This window comes from Umezawaea sp. Da 62-37 (assembly GCF_032460545.1).
Classification (GTDB): Bacteria; Actinomycetota; Actinomycetes; order Mycobacteriales; family Pseudonocardiaceae; genus Umezawaea.
The window spans coordinates 3,236,611-3,258,079 of sequence record NZ_CP135965.1; the positions used below are offsets into that span (position 1 = coordinate 3,236,611).

Annotated in this window: 20 protein-coding genes; 2 read left to right on the plus strand and 18 right to left on the minus strand. The window is 69.0% G+C overall.

The window, feature by feature from the left end; all coding sequences use genetic code 11:
- Positions 1-114: 114 nt before the first annotated feature.
- The 4 genes from RM788_RS14140 to RM788_RS14155 form a co-directional block, all read right to left on the minus strand.
- The gene (locus RM788_RS14140) at positions 115-705 is read right to left on the minus strand and encodes a GTP-binding protein (protein WP_315932103.1); all 591 of its coding nucleotides are present in this window, start codon (positions 703-705) and stop codon (positions 115-117) included.
- 29 nt (positions 706-734) lie between these two features.
- A complete protein-coding gene (locus RM788_RS14145) occupies positions 735-1,157 on the minus strand; it encodes a roadblock/LC7 domain-containing protein (protein WP_315932104.1) in 423 nt (140 codons plus the stop codon).
- Entirely contained in the window at positions 1,154-4,159 is a 3,006-nt protein-coding gene (locus tag RM788_RS14150; RefSeq protein WP_315934630.1) for a sensor histidine kinase, read from the minus strand. The genes RM788_RS14145 and RM788_RS14150 overlap by 4 nt, the downstream gene beginning before the upstream one ends.
- A 488-nt stretch (positions 4,160-4,647) precedes the next feature.
- Entirely contained in the window at positions 4,648-5,676 is a 1,029-nt protein-coding gene (locus RM788_RS14155) for an ABC transporter substrate-binding protein (protein WP_315932105.1), read from the minus strand.
- Positions 5,677-5,821: 145 nt separating this feature from the next.
- On the opposite strand from RM788_RS14155, the gene RM788_RS14160 reads away from it, so the two are divergent.
- Entirely contained in the window at positions 5,822-7,111 is a 1,290-nt protein-coding gene (locus RM788_RS14160) for a 4-hydroxybenzoate 3-monooxygenase (RefSeq protein WP_315932106.1), read from the plus strand.
- A gap of 1,101 nt (positions 7,112-8,212) precedes the next feature.
- Here the strand turns inward: RM788_RS14160 and RM788_RS14165 are convergent.
- The 9 genes from RM788_RS14165 to RM788_RS14205 form a co-directional block, all read right to left on the minus strand.
- Entirely contained in the window at positions 8,213-9,094 is an 882-nt protein-coding gene (locus RM788_RS14165) for an ABC transporter ATP-binding protein (RefSeq protein ID WP_315932107.1), read from the minus strand.
- Positions 9,095-9,109: 15 nt separating this feature from the next.
- Complete coding sequence (locus tag RM788_RS14170) at positions 9,110-9,913, minus strand: ABC transporter permease (RefSeq protein ID WP_315932108.1); 804 nt, start codon at positions 9,911-9,913, stop codon at positions 9,110-9,112.
- The gene (locus RM788_RS14175; protein WP_315932109.1) at positions 9,910-10,677 is read right to left on the minus strand and encodes an ABC transporter permease; all 768 of its coding nucleotides are present in this window, start codon (positions 10,675-10,677) and stop codon (positions 9,910-9,912) included. The genes RM788_RS14170 and RM788_RS14175 overlap by 4 nt, the downstream gene beginning before the upstream one ends.
- A gap of 414 nt (positions 10,678-11,091) precedes the next feature.
- Positions 11,092-11,853: a pseudouridine synthase gene (locus RM788_RS14180; RefSeq protein WP_315932110.1), complete on the minus strand. Its 762-nt coding sequence runs from the start codon at positions 11,851-11,853 to the stop codon at positions 11,092-11,094.
- On the minus strand, positions 11,846-12,466 hold the full coding sequence (gene scpB, locus RM788_RS14185) for an SMC-Scp complex subunit ScpB (protein ID WP_315932111.1): 621 nt from the start codon (positions 12,464-12,466) through the stop codon (positions 11,846-11,848). Before scpB ends, RM788_RS14180 begins: the two co-directional genes overlap by 8 nt.
- 40 nt (positions 12,467-12,506) lie before the next feature.
- On the minus strand, positions 12,507-13,319 hold the full coding sequence (locus RM788_RS14190; RefSeq protein ID WP_315932112.1) for a segregation and condensation protein A: 813 nt from the start codon (positions 13,317-13,319) through the stop codon (positions 12,507-12,509).
- The gene (locus tag RM788_RS14195; RefSeq protein WP_315932113.1) at positions 13,316-13,648 is read right to left on the minus strand and encodes a hypothetical protein; all 333 of its coding nucleotides are present in this window, start codon (positions 13,646-13,648) and stop codon (positions 13,316-13,318) included. Before RM788_RS14195 ends, RM788_RS14190 begins: the two co-directional genes overlap by 4 nt.
- Complete coding sequence (locus tag RM788_RS14200) at positions 13,645-14,616, minus strand: ParA family protein (protein WP_315932114.1); 972 nt, start codon at positions 14,614-14,616, stop codon at positions 13,645-13,647. Before RM788_RS14200 ends, RM788_RS14195 begins: the two co-directional genes overlap by 4 nt.
- Before the next feature lie 119 nt (positions 14,617-14,735).
- Positions 14,736-15,056 carry an ArsR/SmtB family transcription factor gene (locus RM788_RS14205; protein WP_315932115.1) on the minus strand — a complete coding sequence of 107 codons (321 nt, stop codon included), beginning with the start codon at positions 15,054-15,056 and terminating at the stop codon, positions 14,736-14,738.
- Between the two features lie 476 nt (positions 15,057-15,532).
- On the opposite strand from RM788_RS14205, the gene RM788_RS14210 reads away from it, so the two are divergent.
- A complete protein-coding gene (locus tag RM788_RS14210; protein WP_315932116.1) occupies positions 15,533-16,126 on the plus strand; it encodes an NINE protein in 594 nt (197 codons plus the stop codon).
- A gap of 46 nt (positions 16,127-16,172) precedes the next feature.
- Here RM788_RS14210 and RM788_RS14215 read toward each other — a convergent pair whose 3' ends face one another.
- The 5 genes from RM788_RS14215 to steA form a co-directional block, all read right to left on the minus strand.
- Positions 16,173-16,559 carry a DUF2752 domain-containing protein gene (locus RM788_RS14215; protein ID WP_315932117.1) on the minus strand — a complete coding sequence of 129 codons (387 nt, stop codon included), beginning with the start codon at positions 16,557-16,559 and terminating at the stop codon, positions 16,173-16,175.
- Between the two features lie 324 nt (positions 16,560-16,883).
- Positions 16,884-17,513, minus strand: coding sequence for an NUDIX domain-containing protein (locus tag RM788_RS14220; RefSeq protein WP_315932118.1), 630 nt, complete (start codon positions 17,511-17,513; stop codon positions 16,884-16,886).
- Positions 17,510-19,210, minus strand: coding sequence for a CTP synthase (locus tag RM788_RS14225; RefSeq protein WP_315932119.1), 1,701 nt, complete (start codon positions 19,208-19,210; stop codon positions 17,510-17,512). The genes RM788_RS14220 and RM788_RS14225 overlap by 4 nt, the downstream gene beginning before the upstream one ends.
- 124 nt (positions 19,211-19,334) lie before the next feature.
- Positions 19,335-20,273: a copper transporter gene (locus RM788_RS14230; protein WP_315932120.1), complete on the minus strand. Its 939-nt coding sequence runs from the start codon at positions 20,271-20,273 to the stop codon at positions 19,335-19,337.
- Positions 20,270-21,454, minus strand: coding sequence for a putative cytokinetic ring protein SteA (steA, locus tag RM788_RS14235; protein WP_315932121.1), 1,185 nt, complete (start codon positions 21,452-21,454; stop codon positions 20,270-20,272). The genes RM788_RS14230 and steA overlap by 4 nt, the downstream gene beginning before the upstream one ends.
- Positions 21,455-21,469 lie beyond the last annotated feature (15 nt).

The following is a 21,469-nucleotide window of genomic DNA, read 5'->3' on the forward strand; positions in this document are numbered from 1 at the left end:
CGACGTCTCCGAGCGAACCGCAAGAACAGTTAATGTGATCCGGACACGCCGAAGGGCCGCAACCGCCTCTTCGGCGGCCGCGGCCCTTCGGAACCCGTCAGACCCCGCGTCGACTCACGCGAAGGTCGGCTGGCGCAACGCGTGTTCCACCAGCGTGATCAGCGTCTGCTTCGTCGACTGCCGGTTGCGCGCGTCGCACGGGACGATGGGCACCGACAGCGAGATGGTGAGCGCTTCGCGGATGTCCTCCACCTTGTGGTGCATGAGACCGTCGAAGCAGTTCACCCCCACCACGTAGGGCAGTTCGCGGTCCTCGAAGAAGTCGATCGAGGCGAAAGCGTCGTCGAGCCTGCGGGTGTCGACCAGGACGACGGCGCCGATCGCGCCGCGCACCAGGTCGTCCCACATGAACCAGAACCGGTGCTGACCGGGCGTGCCGAACAGGTACAGGATCAGGTCGCTGTCCAGGGACACGCGACCGAAGTCCATGGCCACGGTGGTGGTGACCTTGTTCGGGGTCGCCGACAGGTCGTCGATGCCGATACTCGCCTCGGTCATCACCGCCTCCGTGGTCAACGGCACGATCTCGGACACCGATCCGACGAAGGTCGTCTTGCCGACGCCGAAGCCGCCCGCGACGACGATCTTCGTCGACATGGTGGGCTTGGCGGGCGACCCCGGTCGTCCGAGAGCACCAGAGCTCATCGCTGGTCTGCTTTCTCCTGAGTAGTGGTTCAGCCGCGCATCGAGACGTGGAGCTGCGAGCGGATCTCCGGCGTGAGCTGGACGCCCACTCGCTCGACGAGCCGGGTCATGGCGTAGCCGATGAGCCCGATGTCGCAGTTGGGAGCGGCCAGCACGGCCAGGCAGGAGCCGTCGCTGATCGACATGAGGAACAGGTAGCCCCGCTCCATCTCGACCACCGTCTGCCGGACCTCGCCCGCTTCGAAGCAGCGCGCCGCGCCCTGGTTGAGGCTGATGAGGCCCGACGCCACCGCGGCGAGTTGTTCGGCGCGGTCGGTCGGGAGACGCTCGGACCCCGCCAGGAGGAGGCCGTCCGCGGACACCACGATGGCGTGCGCTACACCGGCCACTCGGCTGACGAAGTCCTCGACCAGCCAGCTGAAGTTGTCCAGTTCTTCGGACGTGGTGGTCACTGCTGCTCCTTCTCTGCGCTCATGTCCCCTGAAGTCGTGCTGAACAAGGGGCTGTCCCACGACTCGGCGTCGTCAAGGGACTCGCGACCCATCTGCACACCCCGCTGGTAGGTGGCGAACTGCTGCCGCAGCCGCTCGGCGGAACGCCTCCGGGGAGGCGCGGTCGTGGCGGTCGACGCGGACTGCCCGCTCGGGCCACTCTGACCGCTCGGCGCGCCGCTCTTCGCGGGCGTCGCCTGCTGCTTCGGCGATCCGGGGATGAGACGCGCGTTGGGCACCCGCTTGGGCAGCCCGGCGGTCGTCTTGTCGTCCACCGCGGTCTTGAGCACCTTGTTCGCCGTCTGCCAACCCTCGTCCGCGCCACCCCAGTCGGCGGTGCCCTTGGAGGAGGGGGCGGGGGTCGCGGGCTCGGCCTCGGGGATCGGGAGCTGGTCGAGCCGCGGCGCCTTCTTGCGGACCGGCATCGGCGGGGTGTCCTGGACCTCCCGCTTCGGCAGTGCCGGGGAAGCGCTCCGCTGCGCGGGTGCCTCGAGGACGCCCACGGGCGCGAACAGCTCCGTCGCCTCGCTGCCGCCCGGCTTGCCGTTGCCGTTCGCGACGGGCGCGGGAACGGCGGTGCCCTTGCCGGGGGGCTCGCCCGCCTCGCCGCCCTGGAACCAGCGCGACAGCACGTCCTCGTAGATCGGCAGCCGCTCGGTGACCGGCTCGACCTTCGGCTTCGCCGGGGGTTTGCGCGGCAGTGCCGTGCGCTCCGCGACGGGCGGGTACGAGTAGTCGATCTGCTCGACGCCCTCGGGCGCCGCCGGGGTGCCGGCGAAGGTCGAGGTGAACAGGCCGTCGGTCGAGGTGCGCTCGACCAGGTGCTCCGCGTGCGGGTCCTCGTCGGGCGTCCGCATCACCTGCGGGAACTGGCCCGACGGGAACTGGCCCGATTCGAACTGGCCCGACTCGTACGGGGCGGGTTCGTAGGGAGCGGGCTCGTACTGGCCGGGTTCGGCCTGGCCGGGCGTCCACTTCGGAACACCCGCGATGACGCCGACACCGGTCGTCTCGGACTGGCCGGACAGGTGCTGCTCGAAGCTCGACGCGTTGGAGGCGCGCGCGGGCGGCGGGGGCGGCAACTGCGAGGCGCCCTTGTGCAGCAACGAGACCGGCAGCACCACCTGTGCGGTGACACCGCCCTCGATGTCGTCGTTGTTGGTCAGCGTCACGCGGATCTCGTGCCGCTTGGCCAGCTGGCCGACCACGTAGAGACCCATCTCGCGGGCGACGGACACGTCGACCTCGGGCGGCTCGCTCAGCTTGTGGTTGGCCTCGATGATGTCGTTGTCCTGCATACCGACACCGCGGTCGTGGATGCGGATCGCGATCTCGCCGCGACGGGTCTCCGTCGCCCGCACCGTGACCTTGGTGGTGGGCTTGGAGAACGCGGTCGCGTTGTCGAGCAGCTCGGCGATGAGGTGCGCGAGGTCGTTGACGACCCGGCCCTGCACCTTGATCTCCGGCCCCGGCGCGATCTGGATCCGGGCGTACTTCTCCACTTCGGACACCGCGGCGCCGAGCACCTCGGACACCGGCACCGGGCGCGTGACGCGCCGGTTGACCGTCGTGCCGGAGAGCACCAGGAGGTTCTCGCTGTTGCGGCGCATCTGCGTCGCGAGGTGGTCCAGCTCGAAGAGGCTCGCGAGCTGGTCCGGGTCCTGCTCGTCCTGCTCCAACCGGTCGATGACGCCGATCTGGCGCTCGACGAGCGCCTGGCTGCGGCGCGACAGGTTGATGAACATGTCGTTGACGTTCGCGCGGAGGGCCACCTGCTCGACCGCGAGGCGGACGGCCTCGCGCTGGACCGCGTCGAACGCGCGGGCCACCTGGCCGACCTCCTCGGTCGTGTTGATCGGCACCGGGAAGAGGGCTTCCTCCGCGGCGCGCTCCGGGTCGCGGTGCTGGCGGATCCTCTGGATCGCCTCCGGAAGCCGGTTGCGCGCCACGTCCAGGGCGGTGCGGCGCAGCACCCTGAGCGGGATGATCATGGAGCGGGCGACGATCGCCATGAGGCCGAACGCGATGATGAGGGCGATGAGCACCAGGGCCGCGTCGCGCCAGGCGTTCGCCCGGCCCTCGTCGATCAGGTCGTTGGTCTCGGCCTCGATCTGCTTCTGGATGTCCGCGGAGACCGTGGTGATGAGGTTCGCCGTCTCCTCACCGGCCTGCAGGACCTCCCGGTCGCCGATCTCGACCCGTCCCTCGTCGTTCTCCTCCTGCTGCACCAGTGCGAGCTGGACGAGCCGGTTGCGGCCGTCGACGGCCCCACCGCTCACGACGTCCTGGAACAGCTGGCGGTTCTCCTGCGAGGCGGAGGCGGTGAAGTCGGTGAACGCCGCGTCCAACCTGGACTGCGCGGAACGCAGGGAGCCCACCTGGCCGGGCGCGAACCCACCGCGCCTGGCCGTCGCGACGAGGATCGCGTTCTGCTGCGTCAGCTGCTCCTGCGCGCTGTAGAGCGCGAGGTTGGCCTCCGACAACGGGTTCAGCCGCGGGTTGCTCACGCTGCTCGCCGCGACCCTGTGCACCTGGTTCACCGAGGTCAGGATCTGGCTGTAACCACTGAGGACCGAGGCGTCGGGGTACTTCGTGGTGAGCATCGTGTTGCGCAGCGAGCTGAGGTTGTCCAGCGACTGCAACGACTTCTGGAACGCTTCGGCCACCGCGGGGTCGATGCCCTCGGTGGAGGCCGCGACGTCCCGGTACTTGCCGACTTCGGCGTCGACCTTGCTCGAGCGCGCCGCCTGGTCGACGCTGATCGCGTTGTCCGAACGCCCGGCCGCCACGAAGTGGACGGCGGAGTCGCGTTCGAGCTGGATCGCGTTGGACACCGAAGCGGCCTGCGCGCTCAGCGCGAGTTCGCGCTGCACCTTGCCGAACAGCTCGACGTCGTCGAGCTGGCTGGTGAGCCGCAGTCCCGCGAGCGCGAGCGTGGTCAGCGCGGGGACCAGCAGCACCACTGCCAACTTGCTCCGCAGGCGCCAGTTCGTCAGGCGCCAGCGTCGAATGCCACCGACCGAGGCCTGCGCATCCGTGTCAGCGCGACCATCCCCACCGCCGGCAGCGGGACGGGATGACGCGGAATTCGAGGTCGGAACCAAGTAAGCGGGTCTACCGCCCTCGGAATCCGACTCTTGTCGGGCTCGCTCCGGATCGGATCCGGACGCGGGGTCACCGTGACCGCGCACCGTCAGCACACTCCCCAGCTTCCAAGCCGATGAAAGAAAACGTCTGTACAAACCTGGTGGATCTTCGAGTAAAAGCGGCCGCAGTCATACCGCCATTTGGCGGACGGAGCCGATAGTTTTCAAATCAACCAGTATGAGTCAGCAGGGTGAGAACCCCACTAAACACTCGCTAACCGAGGTGGTTCCGGACATTTTCCCAGACGTGACGACCGGGAAACAACTGCGGGGAGCCGCACGGCTCCCCGCAGTCGTCCGATTCGTCAGCTACCGGGGGTGGCGATGATCAGGGGCTTGACGTCGAGCTCCTTGTCGATCAGGCCGTAGGTCTTCATGAGCGTCGAGACGCGCTGGAGCCGCGTCGCGTCCAAACTGGTCGGGTACTCACCGAAGTGGACCAGGCTGGCGGTTTCCTTGTCGACCTTCGCGTAGTCCTGCAGCAGCGGCTCCACGATGGAGCGGTCCGCGGCGTCCTTCTGGCCCTTGGCCATCGCGCGCTGGAACGCCGCGACGGTCTTCGGGTTCGCCTGCGCGAACTTCCCGGTCGTCGTGTAACCGGCGATCGGGATGTTGTCGGTCGGGCCGGAAGCGGCGTCCATCACCGTGACCTGGCCCGCGGTGCGCTGGGCGCTGGTGATGAAGGGCTCGACCATGAAGGCCGCGTCGACGGAACCGTTCTCGACCGCCGCCTGCATGTCACCGAACTTCATCTCGGTGAAGGTGACGCCGTTCGGGTCGACGTTGTTCGCCTCCAGCGTGGCCTTCGCGGTCAGCTCGGCGATGTTCCGCTTCGCGTTGATCCCGATGTTCTTGCCCGCGAGGTCCTTCGGGCCCTTGATCGGGCCGTCCTTCTTGCCCAGGAGCAGGAACATCTCGGGCTTGGCCTGGTAGCCGTCCGAGACGAGCTTGAAGCCGCCGACGTCCTTCAGCGCGTCCTTGGTCTCGGCGGTGAAGAACGAGACCCAGTTGCCGAAGGAGAAGTCCAGGTCACCGCTCTTCAGGGCGGGGATGGACGCCGCGCCGGTCTCGAGGGTCGTCAGCTTGACGTCCAGGCCCTCTTCCTTGAAGTAGCCCTTCTTGATCGCGACGTGGACCGAGGCCACGTCGAGAACCGGGAGGACGCCAAGGTTGATCGTGGCCTTCTCCACCTTGCCGTCGGCGGCTGCGGAGGTGGCGGGGGTTTCCGCCTCCTTGCCACCCAGCAGGCCGCAACCTGCGACGGAGGTGAGCATCGCGAGGACGGACAAACCGCCGACGATCATGCGTGCGTGGCGGCCGACTCTTCGAGTCATGTGGGGCACTCTCCTGGTTGGAGCGGGGCGTTCGTTGCGGGGGATGCTCGATCGACCAGTCGCTGCGAAAACCACTCAAAGTGACACTCGCGGTTCATCATGACCCCGGTCGACCGACACTCGAAGGTTGTATCCACTACCTTCGGTGAGCATCTTTGCACAGGCCGTCCAGAGGCAGGGGCACATGGTGAGACAAGCTCATCTCGAATGGACCATTCAGAGCACAACACGTCCTGTGGTGGTGATAGGCGCGGGACCTGCGGGTTTGATGGTCGCAAACCTGTTGCGGCGAGCCGACGTTCCTTGCGTCGTGCTCGAGCGCGGCACTCGTGAGTACATCGAAACGAGACCTCGTGCGGGAATGCTCGAAGACCGCTCGGTGAGGATGTTGGAACAACACGGTCTGGCCGATCGCCTGTTGACCCAGAGTGACACTCACAGTGCGTGCGAATTCCGGGTCAACGGGGAATCGCACGAACTGAACTACTCCGACCTGTCCGAGGGGAAGGTGCACTACGTCTACCCCCAGCAGGAGGTCGTGAAGGATCTCGTCGCCCAGTACCTGGAGAGCGGGGGCGACATCCGGTTCGAGGTCACCGACGTCGAACTGCACGACGTCCTCGACGACCGCCCGTCGGTGTCGTGGACCGCGCGGGACGGCAACCGGAACCGACTGGACTGCTCGTTCATCGCCGGGTGCGACGGCTTTCACGGCGTCACCAGGAAGAGCATTCCGGAAGGCGCGGTGGAGGAATTCACCCACCAGCACGGCATCGGCTGGCTCAGCATTCTGGCCGAGGCCCCGCCTTCCACGGAGAAGGTCATCTACGCCCTGCACGCCGACGGATTCGCGGGGCACATGCTCCGCAGTTCCACGGTGAGCCGCTTCTACCTCCAGGTGCCGGTCGGCGAGAACGTCGACAACTGGCCGGACGAGAAGGTGTGGGCAGAATTGCGGAAACGCCTCGCCCTTCGCGACAGCGACTGGTCGCTGACCACCGGACCGATCATCGAGAAGCGCGTGCTGGACATGCGTTCGCACGTGATCGAGCCGATGCGCTACGGGAGGCTCTACTTGTTGGGCGACGCGGCCCACATCATCACGCCGATGGGCGGGAAGGGAATGAACCTCGCGCTGAACGACGCGGAGGTCTTCGCCGACGCGATCGTCTCCTACTACGACCACAAGTCCACGGCCGGGCTCGACGACTACTCGGCCATCTGCCTGCGGCGCGTGTGGCGTGCGCAGGAGTTCTCGCAGTGGATGGTGGACCTCATCCACCGTAACGAGCAGCCGTTCATGAGCCGATTGGGCCACGCCCGGTTGCAGCACTTGATCGAGTCACCAGCGGCAGCCGCCGCGTTCGCCCAGGACTACGTGGGCGCTTCCTATTCGAGCACGGGCCTCTTCGAGGCCACCGCGACGCGCGAATAACCACCGCGGGATAGTAGTGGGGCCGAATTGTTAACACCTTTCGACAACGGCACGCCCGATGTCGCTCGTAGTCGAGGTCGACGAGGCGATTCGACCATCACCGGCAGAGCGGCTGTCCATTCCCCTCGATCAGGTTCGACGTGGAGTGGACAGCCGCAGCGGTGGCGGTGCGCACCTCCGTCCGGATAGCCGGACACGGGAACGGCCCAGGGCGGATTCGCCCGGACCATCCGATCGGCTTTGTTCGACAGGCCCGCGGGGCCTGCACAATGACCGGACCGCACGGTTTGCATTGGTCACCGATCCAGTGGGCCGCAGAACGGCGGCGCCCCACTTGGGCATCGCAGTAGCACATGTCCGCCGAATCCGCAGCGGATGAGCACATCCGCCCCACCGCGCCATGCGGGATGCGCGGGACGGGTGCGGCGAATCGCGAACAAGTCCCCGGAAACCGCATTCACAAGCCGCCCGCGGGACGGTAGGGCCGATCGTCGTGCATCCGGCGGCCAGGCCCGGACGGACATCGGAACCGGCCTCCACGACGCCCTCAGGGCGGTCCCGCAGCACCCTCGGAACAGCTCTGCACCACCGTCGAAGACCTCCCAAAGGCATGGGGCGAGACCTTTGTGGACGCCTCGGACCGGCGGTCCGGCCCGACGAATTGCCTTGCGGGTCAGGGAAACGACCGTTAACGAGTGTCCACACCCGATCATGAAGTGCCTGTGCAACGATCTGGACACGCAACGTTCGGTAACCGAAACCCCATAGCCAGAGCCGAAAACGGACGTCCCTCCGGTGCCATCAGGCTCGTGGATGGGGTCATCTGGTCCGCAAATCCTGTCCAGGACAGGGCGGAACACGGCGGTTGACAGCCTGGTGTGTCCTACCCCACATACCCCATAACGGCCGCTCATTCCAAGTCGCGAACGTTTCGCGCCGGAAGGCGAAAATCACCAATTGAGACGCGACTCGATCGGTTCGGTGGACTTCGCAGAACGCCCACGGGGGAAGGAAAAAGCCCTGAAACGGCGCAGGCGCCCCCGGAACCCCCGAACGCGGGAGTTACCAGGGGCGCCCACTTTCACGCGCCTGCTGCGGAACTCAGTTGGTGGCGCGCTCCTGCCTCTGCGCCTCGAGCAACGCGGTGCGCTCGGCCTCGGCCCACTTCGCGGCCACCGCGGCCTCGTTGTCGACCTTGCGCGGGCCCGTGCTGCCGGGACGGTCGACGTGCAGCAGCCTGGCCACCTCGCCGCGCAGCGCCACGAAGGCGTCGGACTCGCGGGTGGTGATCTGGTTGCGGTGCACGGGCAGGTCGACCCTCAGGTCGGCCACCACGGCCGCCGGGGAGCTGGAGAGCACCAGCACCCGGTCGCCCAGGTAAACGCTTTCGTCGATGTCGTGCGTGACGACCAGGACCGTGGTGTTGTTCTCCCGCTTGACCTTCAGCAGGAGGTCCTCCAGCTCGAACCTGGTCTGCGCGTCCACCGAGGCGAACGGCTCGTCCATGATGAGCAGCGCGGGCCGGTACGCCAGCGCCCGCGCGATGGCGACGCGCTGCTGCATGCCACCGGAGAGCTGCCACGGGTACTTGCCGCCCGCCTTGTCCAACCCCACCAGCGCCAGCGCCTCCGCGGCGCGGGTGCGCCGCGCGGAGCGGCCGAGGCTGCGGCGCAACGGGAACTCGACGTTGCGCTGCACCGAGAGCCACGGGAACAGTGAACGGCTGTAGTCCTGGAACACCACGGCGAGGTCGTCCGGTACTCCGTGGACTTCGTTGCCGTGCAAGCTGATCCCGCCCTCGGTGGGCTTGATCAGGCCGCAGATGGTGCGCAGCAGCGTGGACTTGCCGCAGCCGGACGGGCCGACCACGCAGACCAGCTCACCCGCGCCCACGGTGAAGGTCAGTCCTTCGATGGCGCGGTGCGCCCCGTCCTTCGCCTGGTACGTGTGGCCGAGTCCGGCCACCTCGAGCATGGCGGTCATGTTGTCGTCAGTCCCCTATACCGTCGCGAGTCGTGCGGACTTGGCTTGCTCCTGCTTGGGCTGCCAGCCGAGCACCCGGCGTTCCAACAGCATCAGCGCGGAGTTGAACGCGTAGCCGATGACGCCCAGCAGGACGATCCCGGCCCACATGTCGGCGTAGTCGAACTCCCGTTGCGCCAACAGGAGTTGCGCGCCGATCCCGTTGTTGGTGCCGACCAGTTCGGACACCACCATGAGCACCAGGGACAGGGACAGCGACACCCGCAGCCCGGCGAAGATCTTCGGCGCGGCCGAGGGCAGCACCACCCCGAACACCCACTGGTGCTTGGGGACGCGGAACACCTTGGACGTCTCGACCTTGGTGGCGTCGACCGACCTGGCGCCGTCGATCGTGTTGAGCAGGATCGGCCACAGGATGCCGAAGACGATCGTGGCGACCTGCATGGCCGGGCCGATCTTGAACAGCAGCATGAACACCGGCACCAGCGCGGGTGGCGGGATGGACCTCATGAACGTCAGCACCGGGCCCACGAACTCCAGCGCGGTCTGCGAGCGGCCCAGCGCCACGCCGAGCGCGATGCCGACGACCGAGGCGATCGCCCAGCCGCCGAGGAGCTTGCCGAGGCTGGCGGTCAGGTCGTTGTACACCACGTCGGTCAGGAACAGCGCTTCCGGCGGGCCGGTCAGCCAGAGCTCGTACGCCGCCTCGCCGATCTTGGTGGGTGGCGGGAAGAAGGGGTCGTCGTAGAACCCCGCGAAGCCCTGCCACACCCCGACGAGCACCACAAAAACGGCCCAGCGCTTCAAGAAGTTGCTCACGACCGCCCTCCGCTGACTGCGCCCCAGCCGGCCCAGCGGCGCTGGGCGCGTTCAAGTCCTTCGTTGAGCAGGTAACCCAGCACGCCGGCCACCACGGTGCCCGCGAGCACCAGGTCCATCCGACCCGCGCCGCTGCGCGCGAGCATGATGAACTGCCCGATCCCGCCGCTGCCGCCCATCAGCAGCTCGACGCTGATCAGCACGACGAGCGATGTCGTCGCGGCCAACCGGATGCCGGTGAACACGAACGGCAGCGCGCTGGGCAGCGCGACGGAGAACAGCACCCGGACCCGGCTGGTGCCGAAGACCTTCGCCGTCTCCACCAGCAGCGGGTCCAGCTCGTCGAGCGCGTAGATCGTGTTGAACAGGATCGGCCAGATCGCCGCGTAGACCGCGAGCGAGATCTTCGTTTCCGGTCCGATGCCGAGGACGATGATGGCCAACGGGATCATGGCCACCGACGGAATGGGTCGTAAGAACTCGATCACGGCCCCGGTCGCGTGCCGGACAGCGGGGACGCTGCCGAGCACAAGACCCAGCGGGACCGCGATCCCCACGGACACGGCCACTGCGATGAGCAGTGCCAGCACCGTCGCGACCACGTCGCGGAGGAACTGCTCATCACCCAACAACTTGCCTAGCTCGCCGAAAACCACACTTGGTGGCGGCAGGTATTCCGCTGAGATGAACCCCGACCGGCCGAAAAGCTCCCACAGAACCAGGAACCCGACCAGGCCGAGCACACCTCGGGTGAGGGCACGCACGCCGAACGCCTCTCCAGTTGATCAACTTCCGGGACGACCCGGACCAATCTAGAGACTGGACACCCGAAGCCACAATGAGTACCGAGGAAACTTCACAAAGTGATACGTGAATAACATGGTCAATTTCAGTGAACACTGAAGCGACAACGGCGCCGGCGGCGTTCCCCGCCCGTCGATCCCGCTGTCCCGGACCACGGCCGATGCCCTAACAGCGGTCGCACGGCACTCGGGCAAGCGCATTCCGCGTGGAAACACGCCAAAGCCGGAGAAACGGGATCCACGATCCCGCGGAGAACGCAGTTCGCCCGTGCACCGACCATTCCACGCGATCCGGCCAGAATTCCACCTCCGGCGCGCGCGAAACGGGCCCACCGGCATGGCCGGCGGACCCGAAGGGCGTGGGAACAACGCGGATTACAGTCCTACAAGCTTGTAAAGCGACCCGACTTCCTGTCGGTTGAGCACCCGCATCGACCCCGGCCGCTGGTTGCCCAGCTGGACGTCGCCGATGTGCGTGCGCACGAGGCTCAGCACCGGGTAGCCGACGTGGTCGAGCAGGCGGCGCACGATGTGCTTGCGGCCCTCGTGCAGGATCACCTCGACCAGCGCCTTGCCCGGCATGGAGTCGACGAGCTTGAACGAGTCGACGCGAGCGGGGCCGTCCTCCAGCTCCACACCCGCGCGCAGCCGCTTGCCGACGTCCTTCGCGACCGGACCCTGCACCTCGGCCACGTAGGTCTTGGGGACCTCGTAGGAGGGGTGCATGAGCCGGTGGGCCAGATCGCCGTCGTTGGTGAGCAGCAGCAGGCCCTCGGTGTCCGCGTCGAGCCTGCCGACGTGGAAGAGGCGCTCGCGGCGCTCGGCCAGGTAGTCGCCGACGCACGGGCGGTGCTGGTCGTCGTGCATGGTCGACAGGACGCCGCGCGGCTTGTTCAGCACCAGCGTGACGACGTCCTCCTTGAGGACCACGCGGACGCCGTCGACGTGCACGACGGCGGTCTCGGGGTCGACGCGGCGGCCCTGCTCGGTGACCACCTCGCCGTCGACGGTGACGCGGCCGAGGTCGATCAGCTCCTCCGAGACCCGCCGCGAGGCGATCCCCGCCTTGGCGAGCACCTTCTGCAGCCGGATCCCCTCGTCGTTGGGGTCGGGCCGCGCGGAACGGGTTTCAGACATCGTCGATCGCATCCACTTCGGGCAACAAGGGAGCGATCGGGGGCAGGTCCGCGAGGGACGACAGGCCCAACCGCTCCAGGAACAGTTCGGTCGTGCGGTAAAGGATGCCACCAGTGTCGCTGTCGGTACCGATCTCGCTGATCAGACCACGTGCGACGAGGGTGCGGATCACGCCGTCCACGTTGACCCCGCGGACCGCGGCGATGCGCGCCCTGGTGACCGGCTGCCGGTACGCGATCACCGCGAGGGTCTCCAGAGCGGCCCTGGTGAGCTTGGCGCGCTGCCCGTCGAGCAGCAGCTTCTCCACGTAGGGCGCGTACCGGTCTCGCGTGTAGAACCGCCAGCCGTCGCCGATTCTACGCAGGTCGATACCGCTGCCCGACTCGGTGTACCCCGCGGACATCCGCTTGAGGGTCCGGGTGACCCGCCTCACCGACTGGCCGAACACGTCGGCGAGCAGCTTCTCGCTCGCGGGCGAGTCGATGACGAGCAGCACGGACTCCAGCGCGCCCTCGAACTCGGCGTCGTCCGACAGGTCCGGCCCCGTCTCGACGACCTCGGCCTCGTCCTCCTCCGGAACGGCCACCGGCTCCGGGACGACCGGTTCGCTCATGCCCCCTCCTCGCCCACGACCGGGGGACCCGCGACCCGCGTCACCCGTACTCCTCGTCCTCGTCGAACCCGCTCGCGGGAGCGTCGTCGCCGCCGACCCAGCGCACGACCAGCTCACCGAGCGCCTCCGGCTGGTCGAACGCCAGCACGGTCTCCCGGTACAGCTCCAGCAGCCCGAGGAACCGGGCCACCATCTCCAGCGTGTCCTCGCAGTCGGCCACCAGCTCGGTGAACGTCAGCTGCCCGGCGGCGATCAGCATCGCGCGCATCGCGTCGACGTGGTCGCGCACGGACACCTTGGCGACGTGCAGGTGCGCCAGCGACACCGTGCGCGGCGGCCTGGGGCGGAACACGGAGGCGGCGATGTCGGCGAACCGTTTGGGCGTGACGCCGAGCATGACCTCGGGCAGCAGACCCTCGTAGCGCGGCTCCAGCGCGACCGAGCGCGGGTAGCGGCGCTGGGCGCCCTTCTCCAGCTCGCCGAACAGGGCTGCCACCTGCTTGTACGCCCGGTACTGGAGCAGCCGCGCGAACAGCAGGTCGCGCGCCTCCAGCAGGGCCAGGTCCTCCTCGTCCTCGACGTCGCCCTGCGGCAGCAGCCGGGCGGCCTTGAGGTCGAGCAGGGTGGCTGCGATGACCAGGAACTCGGTCGTCTCGTCGAGGTCCCACTGGTCGCCCATCGCGCGGATGTAGGCGATGAAGTCGTCGGTCACGGTGTGCAGCGCGACCTCGGTCACGTCCAGCGTGTGCGCCGAGATGAGCTGGAGCAGCAGGTCGAACGGGCCCTGGAAGTTCGCCAGGTTGACGGTGAACCTCGCGTTCGGCGGTTCGACGACGTCGGGCTGCCTGCTCACCGCTCGCTTCCCTGGCGCAGCCTCCGCACGAGGTGCGAGTGCTCGCCGTGCTCCTCCAGGTCGGCCAGCAGCACCGCGATGGCCTCGCGGACGATGCGGCCGCGATCGACGGCCAGCCCGAACGTGCCGCGCACGGACAGCCGCGCGTGCTCGAGCGCGAGCAGCTCTTCGTCCGACACGTACACGGTGATCTTCGTGTCGTGCTTCTGGCGGCCGGTGCTGGGGCGGTCCGGTGCCGCGGGCTGGACTGGTTCGGGAACGGCCGGGCGCGCGAGACTGGTCGAGCGGAACAGTTCGGACGCGCCGGGCAGCGAGGCGCGACGAGTCACCTGGCGATCACCTCTCGCGCCAGCGCGCGGTAGGCCTTCGCGCCCGCGGAACGGGGCGCCCACTTGGTGATCGGCTCGCCCGCGACCGTGGTCTCCGGGAAGCGCACGGTGCGGTTGATGACCGTGTCGAACACGATGTCGCCGAACGCCTCCACGACCCTCGCCATCACCTCGCGGGAGTGCAGGGTGCGCGGGTCGTACATCGTGGCGACGATCCCGGTGATCTCCAGCTTCGGGTTCAACCGCTCCCTGACCTTCTCGATGGTGTCGATGAGCAGCGCGACCCCCCGCAGCGAGAAGAACTCGCACTCCAGCGGGATGAGGACGCCGTCAGCCGCCGCGAGGGCGTTGACCGTGAGCAGACCGAGCGACGGCTGGCAGTCGACCAGCACGTAGTCGTAGTCGTCGATGACGGGCCGCAGCGTGCGCACGAGCGTGTGCTCGCGGCCGACCTCGGACACGAGCTGGATCTCGGCCGCGGACAGGTCGATGTTGCTGGGCAGCAGGTGCATGTCCTCGACGCCGGTCTCCATGATCACGTCCTGCACGCCGACCGCGCGCTCCATGATCACGTTGTAGATCGTCTGGTCCAGCTGGTGCGGGTGGATGCCGAGGCCCACCGACAGCGCGCCCTGCGGGTCGAAGTCCACCAGCAGCACCTTGCGGCCGTACTCGGCCAGCGACGCGCCCAGGTTGATCGTGGACGTGGTCTTGCCGACCCCGCCCTTCTGGTTGCAGATCGCCAGGATCTTCGCGGGACCGTGCCGGGCGACCGGCTCGGGCTCGGCGGTGAACCGGAGGACCCGGCCAGTCGGGCCGATCTCACCGGCCTCCTGCTCCGCCGCGTCCTCGTCGTGCGGTGCGGCGTGCGGCGCTAGGCTCAGTTCGACCGAGGCGCGGGGCACACCGGGCGGCTGCGGCGGGGGAACGTCGAACGTCCTGCCCTCCACGTGCTCCGGTGTCGACATCGCAACCTAACTCCTCGTAGTCCTCGACCTGGGCGCAGCCTAGGGCCGTGACTCGACAGCGGCAACGCGCCTCGCCGTAGTGTCCGAAGCCGATTTCCGGCAGCCGTCCACCGGTCGGCTCAGTGCACCGCCTCCATCCGGGCGGCGGCCGAAAGGACCACGTCGAGCAGTCCGGGGAACAAGTCCTCCAGGTCATCGCGGCGCAGCGACACCCAGCGCTGGTTGCCGCAGCACCGGGTCCTGGTGATGCCCGCCTCGCGCAGCACCCTCAGGTGCTGGGAGAGCGTCGACTTCGCCACGTCCACCGCCATCGCCCCGCACAGGCGCTCGCCATCGGCCTCGATCTGCCGGACGACGGCCAGCCTCGTGGGATCGCTCAACGCGTGCAACACCGCAGACAGCTCGATGGCCGGCGCCTCCGGCTCGTCCAGGTTCGGCACGGTTCGCGGTACCTCCCGCTCCGGTGGGACTGCAAGGTGCGCACACCGTACCCGCGGCCGTCGGGAGTTCGGCCGCATTCACGAAACCCTCATCGTCACGAATCGACGCGCGGACGCGTGATCGCTCGTGACCCGCGCGGGGCGGTGATCATCACCGGCGGGCGGACCTGCGTCGTCGCAAGGGATGCGCGTCGGGGGAACTCCGGCGCGACGCGGGCGTCGGCACGTCGTCCCAGCAGGTGCGTGGCGAAAGAATGCCGCGCGGCGCGGTTCACGTCGGAATGGAGTCCGGCGGCGGCGGTACGCGGTCGGGTGGAATTCCCGACTCGCGGCGGGGCCGCAACAGGCTCGTGCCGGGCTCGTGCTCGGCTCGTTTCGGGCCCGTGCCGGACCAATACCGGGCTCGTGCAGGTCTCGCACGGAGGAGTTGGCGTTTCGGCGACGTCCGGCCTGGACCATCGGATACCGTTCGCGCCGTGTCAGGACCTTTCGAGCCGAATTCCGTGCGCATCGGCAACCAGCAGCGCGAAGAAGCGATCCGCGCCCTCAACGACCACTTCGCGGCAGGCCGGATCGAGATCGGCGAGTACGAGCAGCGCGTCGCCTACGCGTCGGCCGCGCAGACCGTCGCCGAACTGGGCTCGCTGTTCGCGGACCTGCCACAGCCGCACCCGACGTTCCTCGTCGTCCCGCCGCCGCCCCAGTACCAGGCGCCGCCGCCGCCGTTCGGCGCTCCCCCGCCCGGATACGGCCCGCCGCCGCCCGGCTACGGCACCGGCGGTTACGCGACCGGTGGGTACGCGACCGGTGGCTTCCAGCCCGGTTTCGCGCCGTACGGGATCGATCCGCTGACGGGGATGGCGCTGTCGGACAAGTCGAAGGTCGTCGCCGGGATCCTCCAGCTGTTCCTTGGCGGCTTCGGCATCGGCCGGTTCTACACCGGGCACACGGGGATGGCCGTGGCGCAGTTGCTGACTTGCGGTGGTTGCGGGATCTGGGCGCTGGTCGACGGGATCATCCTGCTGGTGAACGGCGGGACGGACGCCCAGGGGCGACGGCTGCGGGATTAGGTTCACGGCTGCGCGGCCGGTTCACGGCTATGCGGCCGGTTCCTGGTTACGCGGTCAGGTTTCTGGCCAGCATCCACGTTGCGGCGACCACGAGGACGGTTGTGGTGACTTGGCGTGGGAGCGGTGGAGTGGGGATGTTGGCTCTGCTGGCGCGGAACCACCTGTACCAGAGCCAGGCGAGCATGGGCAGGCCGGCGATGAGCATGACGGCGTTGTAGTGCCAGGCGGCTGCGAGGTCGCCGTGGACCAGGGCGTGGACCATGCGGGTGGAGCCGCAGGCGGGGCAGTCCAGGCCGGTTAGCCAGTTGAAGGGGCACCTGGGGAGCCAGGAGCCGGGTTTGGTGGGGTCGGCGAAGAGGAGCACCACCGCGCCGGCGGCGGCCGCTGCGGCTACGGCGACGGGGCCGGTCAGGGCCTTGCGCACGTTGGGCATGGGGGTGATTGTGCCTGGTGGTTGGCGGGGCTGGTGCGTGGCGGGTTCGTGTGTGGGGCTGGGTGGCCGGGGGCGCAGTTGTAGGTGTGGTGCCGGGGGTTGGTTGCGTTGTGGGGTGGCCGATTTGACTTGGGGCCCCTCTTTTTGGGCCTCGGCGGTCTGAAAGGGCAGGTGGTGGTGACCTACCCGCCGCCGCGAGGGTAGGCCCGAAAACCCCAAGTAAAATCGGCCGCGCTTGCGTGCTTCCCTTGCGGGTGGCGGTGGTTGGTTGTCGGGAACGACTGACAACCAACCACCGTTGGCCGTTGGCCTTGGTGCTGCTGGTCAGTCTTTGTTTTGGCGGGCCGCGAATGTTGAGGGGCGGTCGGGCCAAGGGGCGTCTGCTGGTCTGGCTTCGGCGCCTGCGACCACGGCCTGTGCTGCTAGCAGGCCGCCGACTGCGGCGCCGTTGATGATGTCGCCCGCCAGTGCCATTTTCACGGCTTCCGCCAAGGGGAAGCGCTTGATGACCAGGTCGGCTTCCTCCTCGCCTTGCAGGTCGCGGTCCACAGTGGACAGGTCCTGGGCGAGGAACACCCGTACGACCTCGTCGGTGAAGCCGGGTGAGGCGGCTACGTCGACCAGGGTCGACCAGCGCGAGGCGGCGAGGCCGACTTCTTCGGCGAGTTCGCGGCGTGCGCCTTCGACGGGGATTTCTCCTGGGGAGTCCAGGAGGCCTGCGGGGAGTTCCCACAGGCGGTGGCCGAGCGGGTGGCGGTACTGGTGGATGAGGGCGACCCGGCCGTCGTCGTCGAGGGCTACGACGGCGACCGCGCCGAGGTGTTCGACCACTTCGCGGAGTGCGGTGCCGCCGCCGGGCATGGCCACCTCGTCGACGCGGAGGCCGACGACGCGGCCGATGTGCACGTCGCGCGAGGAGACGGTGCGGAACTCGTGTGCGCCTGGGCCGGTCATTTCGCGGCCGCCGTGGCGGGCTCGGCGAGTTCGACCGGGAGGCGGTCGGCGAGGCGGTAGTCCAGTGCGGCGCGCACGAAGGCGGCGAACAGCGGGTGCGGCTTGGTGGGGCGGGACTTCAGTTCGGGGTGGGCCTGGGTCGCCACGAAGAACGGGTGCACGTTCGTGGGGAGTTCGACGAACTCGACCAGGCGGCCGTCCGGTGAGGTGCCGGAGAACACGAGGCCCGCCTTGGCGAGCCGGTCGCGGAAGGCGTTGTTGACCTCGTAGCGGTGTCGGTGGCGTTCCGACACCTCGGTGGCGCCGTACGCGCGCGCCACGACGGAGCCGGGGGTCAGCTTGGCCGGGTAGGCGCCGAGTCGCATGGTGCCGCCCATGTCGCGTTCACCGGAGACGACGTCCTGCTGGTCGGCCATCGTCGAGATGACGGGGGTGCCGCCCTCCTCGAACTCGGCCGAGTTGGCGTCCTCGATGCCCGCGAGGTTGCGGGCCGACTCGATGACCATGCACTGGAGCCCCAGGCACAGGCCGAGCAGCGGGATGCCGCGGGTGCGGGCGTAGGTGATGGCGTCGATCTTGCCCTCGATGCCGCGCACGCCGAACCCGCCGGGCACGAGCACGCCGTCCAGGCCGCTGAGCGCGTGCGCCGCGCCGGAGGGCGTCCGGCAGTCGTCGGAGGGCACCCAGACGACCTCGACCTTGGCGCGGTGGGCGAAACCGCCCGCGCGCAGGGCCTCGGTGACCGACAGGTAGGCGTCCGGCAGGTCGACGTACTTGCCGACCAGGCCGACGCGCACGGTCTCGGTCGGGTTGTGCACGCGGTCGAGCAGGTCGCCCCACACGGTCCAGTCGACGTCGCGGAACGGCAGGTCGAGCCTGCGCACGACGTAGGCGTCCAGGCCCTCGCCGTGCAGCACCTTGGGGATGTCGTAGATCGACCGCGCGTCGACGGCGGCCACGACGGCCTCGTTGTCGACGTCGCACATGAGGCCGATCTTGCGCTTGAGCGCGTCCGGGATCTCCCGGTCGGCCCGGCACACGATGGCGTCGGGCTGGATGCCGATGTTGCGCAGCGCCGCCACGGAGTGCTGGGTGGGCTTGGTCTTCAGCTCACCGGAGGGCGCGAGGTAGGGCACGAGCGACACGTGCAGGAAGAACACGTTGTCGCGGCCCACGTCGTGGCGCACCTGCCGGGCGGCCTCCAGGAACGGCAGCGACTCGATGTCGCCGACCGTGCCGCCGACCTCGGTGATGACGACGTCCGGCACGAGGCCCTCGGCGTCCGGCTCGGCCATCGCGCGGATGCGGCGCTTGATCTCGTCGGTGATGTGCGGGATGACCTGGACGGTGTCGCCCAGGTACTCGCCGCGGCGCTCCTTGGCGATGACCTCGGAGTACACCTGCCCGGTCGTGACGTTCGCCTCGCCGGACAGGTCACGGGCGAGGAAGCGCTCGTAGTGGCCGATGTCCAGGTCGGTCTCGGCGCCGTCGTCGGTGACGAACACCTCGCCGTGCTGGAACGGGTTCATCGTGCCGGGGTCGACGTTGAGGTAGGGGTCGAGCTTCTGCATGGTCACCCGCAGACCACGGGAAGTCAGCAGCTGGCCGAGGCTGGAAGCGGTGAGCCCCTTGCCCAAGGAGGACGCGACGCCTCCGGTGACGAAAACGTGCTTGGTGGTACGTGCGTTGAGCACCAACGAGGCTCCCGTGGTCTGAAAGATTCCGAAAGGGGATAACCCCTGTCCACGGGCCACAACGCTAACACGTGCCCGACCGCCGATTCCCTCCAGACCACGCCCACGCGTCACCCGGACGGGTTAATCAGCTGGCCTGACCAGGTGATGGGGCCTCGGCGTTGCCCGCCACGCCGTAGCGACCGGACTTGCCGTCGAGCTGCCCGCGCAGCGCGAGGACGGTCACGACGCGGCCCGCGGCGGAGTCGGCGTTGTCGACGGTCGACAGGACGGAAGTCGCCGCCGTGTCGGCCCGCACGACGCCGATGCCGCCCGTGCCGTCGGCCGATCCGGCGCCGCCCGCGAGCACCGCGCCCGCGCCGGACCGGTCGAGCTGGATGGCGAAGCGCGCGACCGTGGCGGCGCGGTCACCGGCCGAGTCCCCCGCGACGGCGCCGCCGGTGAGCACGACGGCGAGCTGCGCGGGGCGCAGACCCTGGCCGGGCTTCACGAAACCGGCGCCGGTCAGCCCGCCCAGCGCGGAGGCCGTCTCGTCGGCCGAGGCCTGCGGCTGGCCGCTGTCCTTGTTCAGCAGCAGCAGCGAACCGAGCAGTCCGCCCGCGCGGGTGCCGGGGTCGGACGCGGTCGGCAGCTGGGTGCCCGCGGGCTGCAACCGGGCGACCAGGTCGCGCAGCTGGTCGGCCTTGCGCGGGTCGGCGAACGAGTCGGTGAGCTGGAGTTCGCCGGTGACCGTGGCGCCCGCGGCGCGCAGCAGCTCGGCGAGCGAGTCGCGGTCGCCCGGCCGCGCGTCGGACGTGGTCACCAGCACGACGGTGCGGTCGGCGAGCTGGCCCTTGACCGACAGCGGGCCGATCGACGTGGCGAACCGGTCCGCCTCGGCGAGCTTGGAGTCGAGCGCGTTGCGGTCGTTCCGGAGTTCGACGACCTGCCTGCCCAGCGCGCCGTTGTCGTCGCTGAGCCCGGAGAGCAGCCTGCTGCTGATGGCCGTCGAGCCGAGTACGACCCCCACGGCGAGCGCGAGGAACGCGGCCGTGATCGAGACGATGTGGTAGCGCAACGAGATCAAGAGAAGAGCCCCTTCGACCAGTCGGAGACGGTGCGGAACGCGTCGGCGGCGATGTCGACGTAGACGTGGCCGACCCCGGACACCGCGACCGCGGCGACCATCGCGAGCACGGCGGCCAGCACCAGCAGGACGATCACGCCGAGCGAGACCCGGCTGCGGTGCAGGGTGGCGACGGCCTCGCCGTCGACCAGCTTGCCGCCGAGCTTGAGCCGGGTGAGGAACGTGGACGGGGTGGAGCCGGAGTGGCCGCGGTCGAGGAATTCCCGCAGACCGGCCTGCACCCCGACGGTCACCACGAGGCTCGCCCCGTGCGCCTCGGCGATCAGCAGCGCCAGGTCCTCGGTGTTGCCCGACGACGGGAACGTCACCGCGCCGATGCCCAGGTCCTGGATGCGCTCCAGGCCGGGCGCGTGCCCGTCGGTCTGCGCGGGCACGACGACCTCGCGGCCCGACTTCAGCGTCTCGGTCCCGATGGCGTCCGGGTCGCCGACGATGACGTCGGGCTTGTAGCCGGCGGCGAACAGCGTGTCGGCGCCCGTGTCGACGCCGACCAGCACCGGCCGGTACTCGCGGATGTACTTCCGCAGCCGCCGCAGCTCCTCCGCGTGGCTCGGGCCGCCCGCCACGACGAGCACCTGCCTGCCGCGCATCGGCACGTACAGCTCCGGCACGCCGACCCCGTCGAGCACGAGCGCGCGTTCCCGGCGCAGGAACTCGATGGTGTTGGCGGAGAAGGCCTCCAGCTGCGCGGCCATGCCCGCCTTGGCCTCGATCATCGCGTCGGCGATGGACTCCGCGCTCTGCTCGTCGCCGCGCGCGATCTCCTTCCCGCCGTCGTAGACCACGCCGTCCAGGAGGCGGAGCTTCGTGCCGTCCCTGATGTCGCGCAGCACCGAACTGCCGACGTTGTCGATCAGCGGGATGCCCGCCTCGATGAGGAGTTCCGGCCCCAGGTTGGGGAACCGGCCGGAGATCGACGGGGAGGCGTTCACGACTCCCGCGACCTCGGCGGCCACCAGCGCCTCCGCGGTGCGGCGGTCGATGTCGACGTGGTCCATGACGGCGACGTCGCCGGGACTCAGCCGCCGGAGCAGGTCGCCCGCGCGGCGATCGACCCTGGCGACGCCGACGGCGCCGGGGAGGTCGTGGTTCGAGCGGCTGAGCAACCCGGAGAGCTTCATGCGTGCGATGGTGGC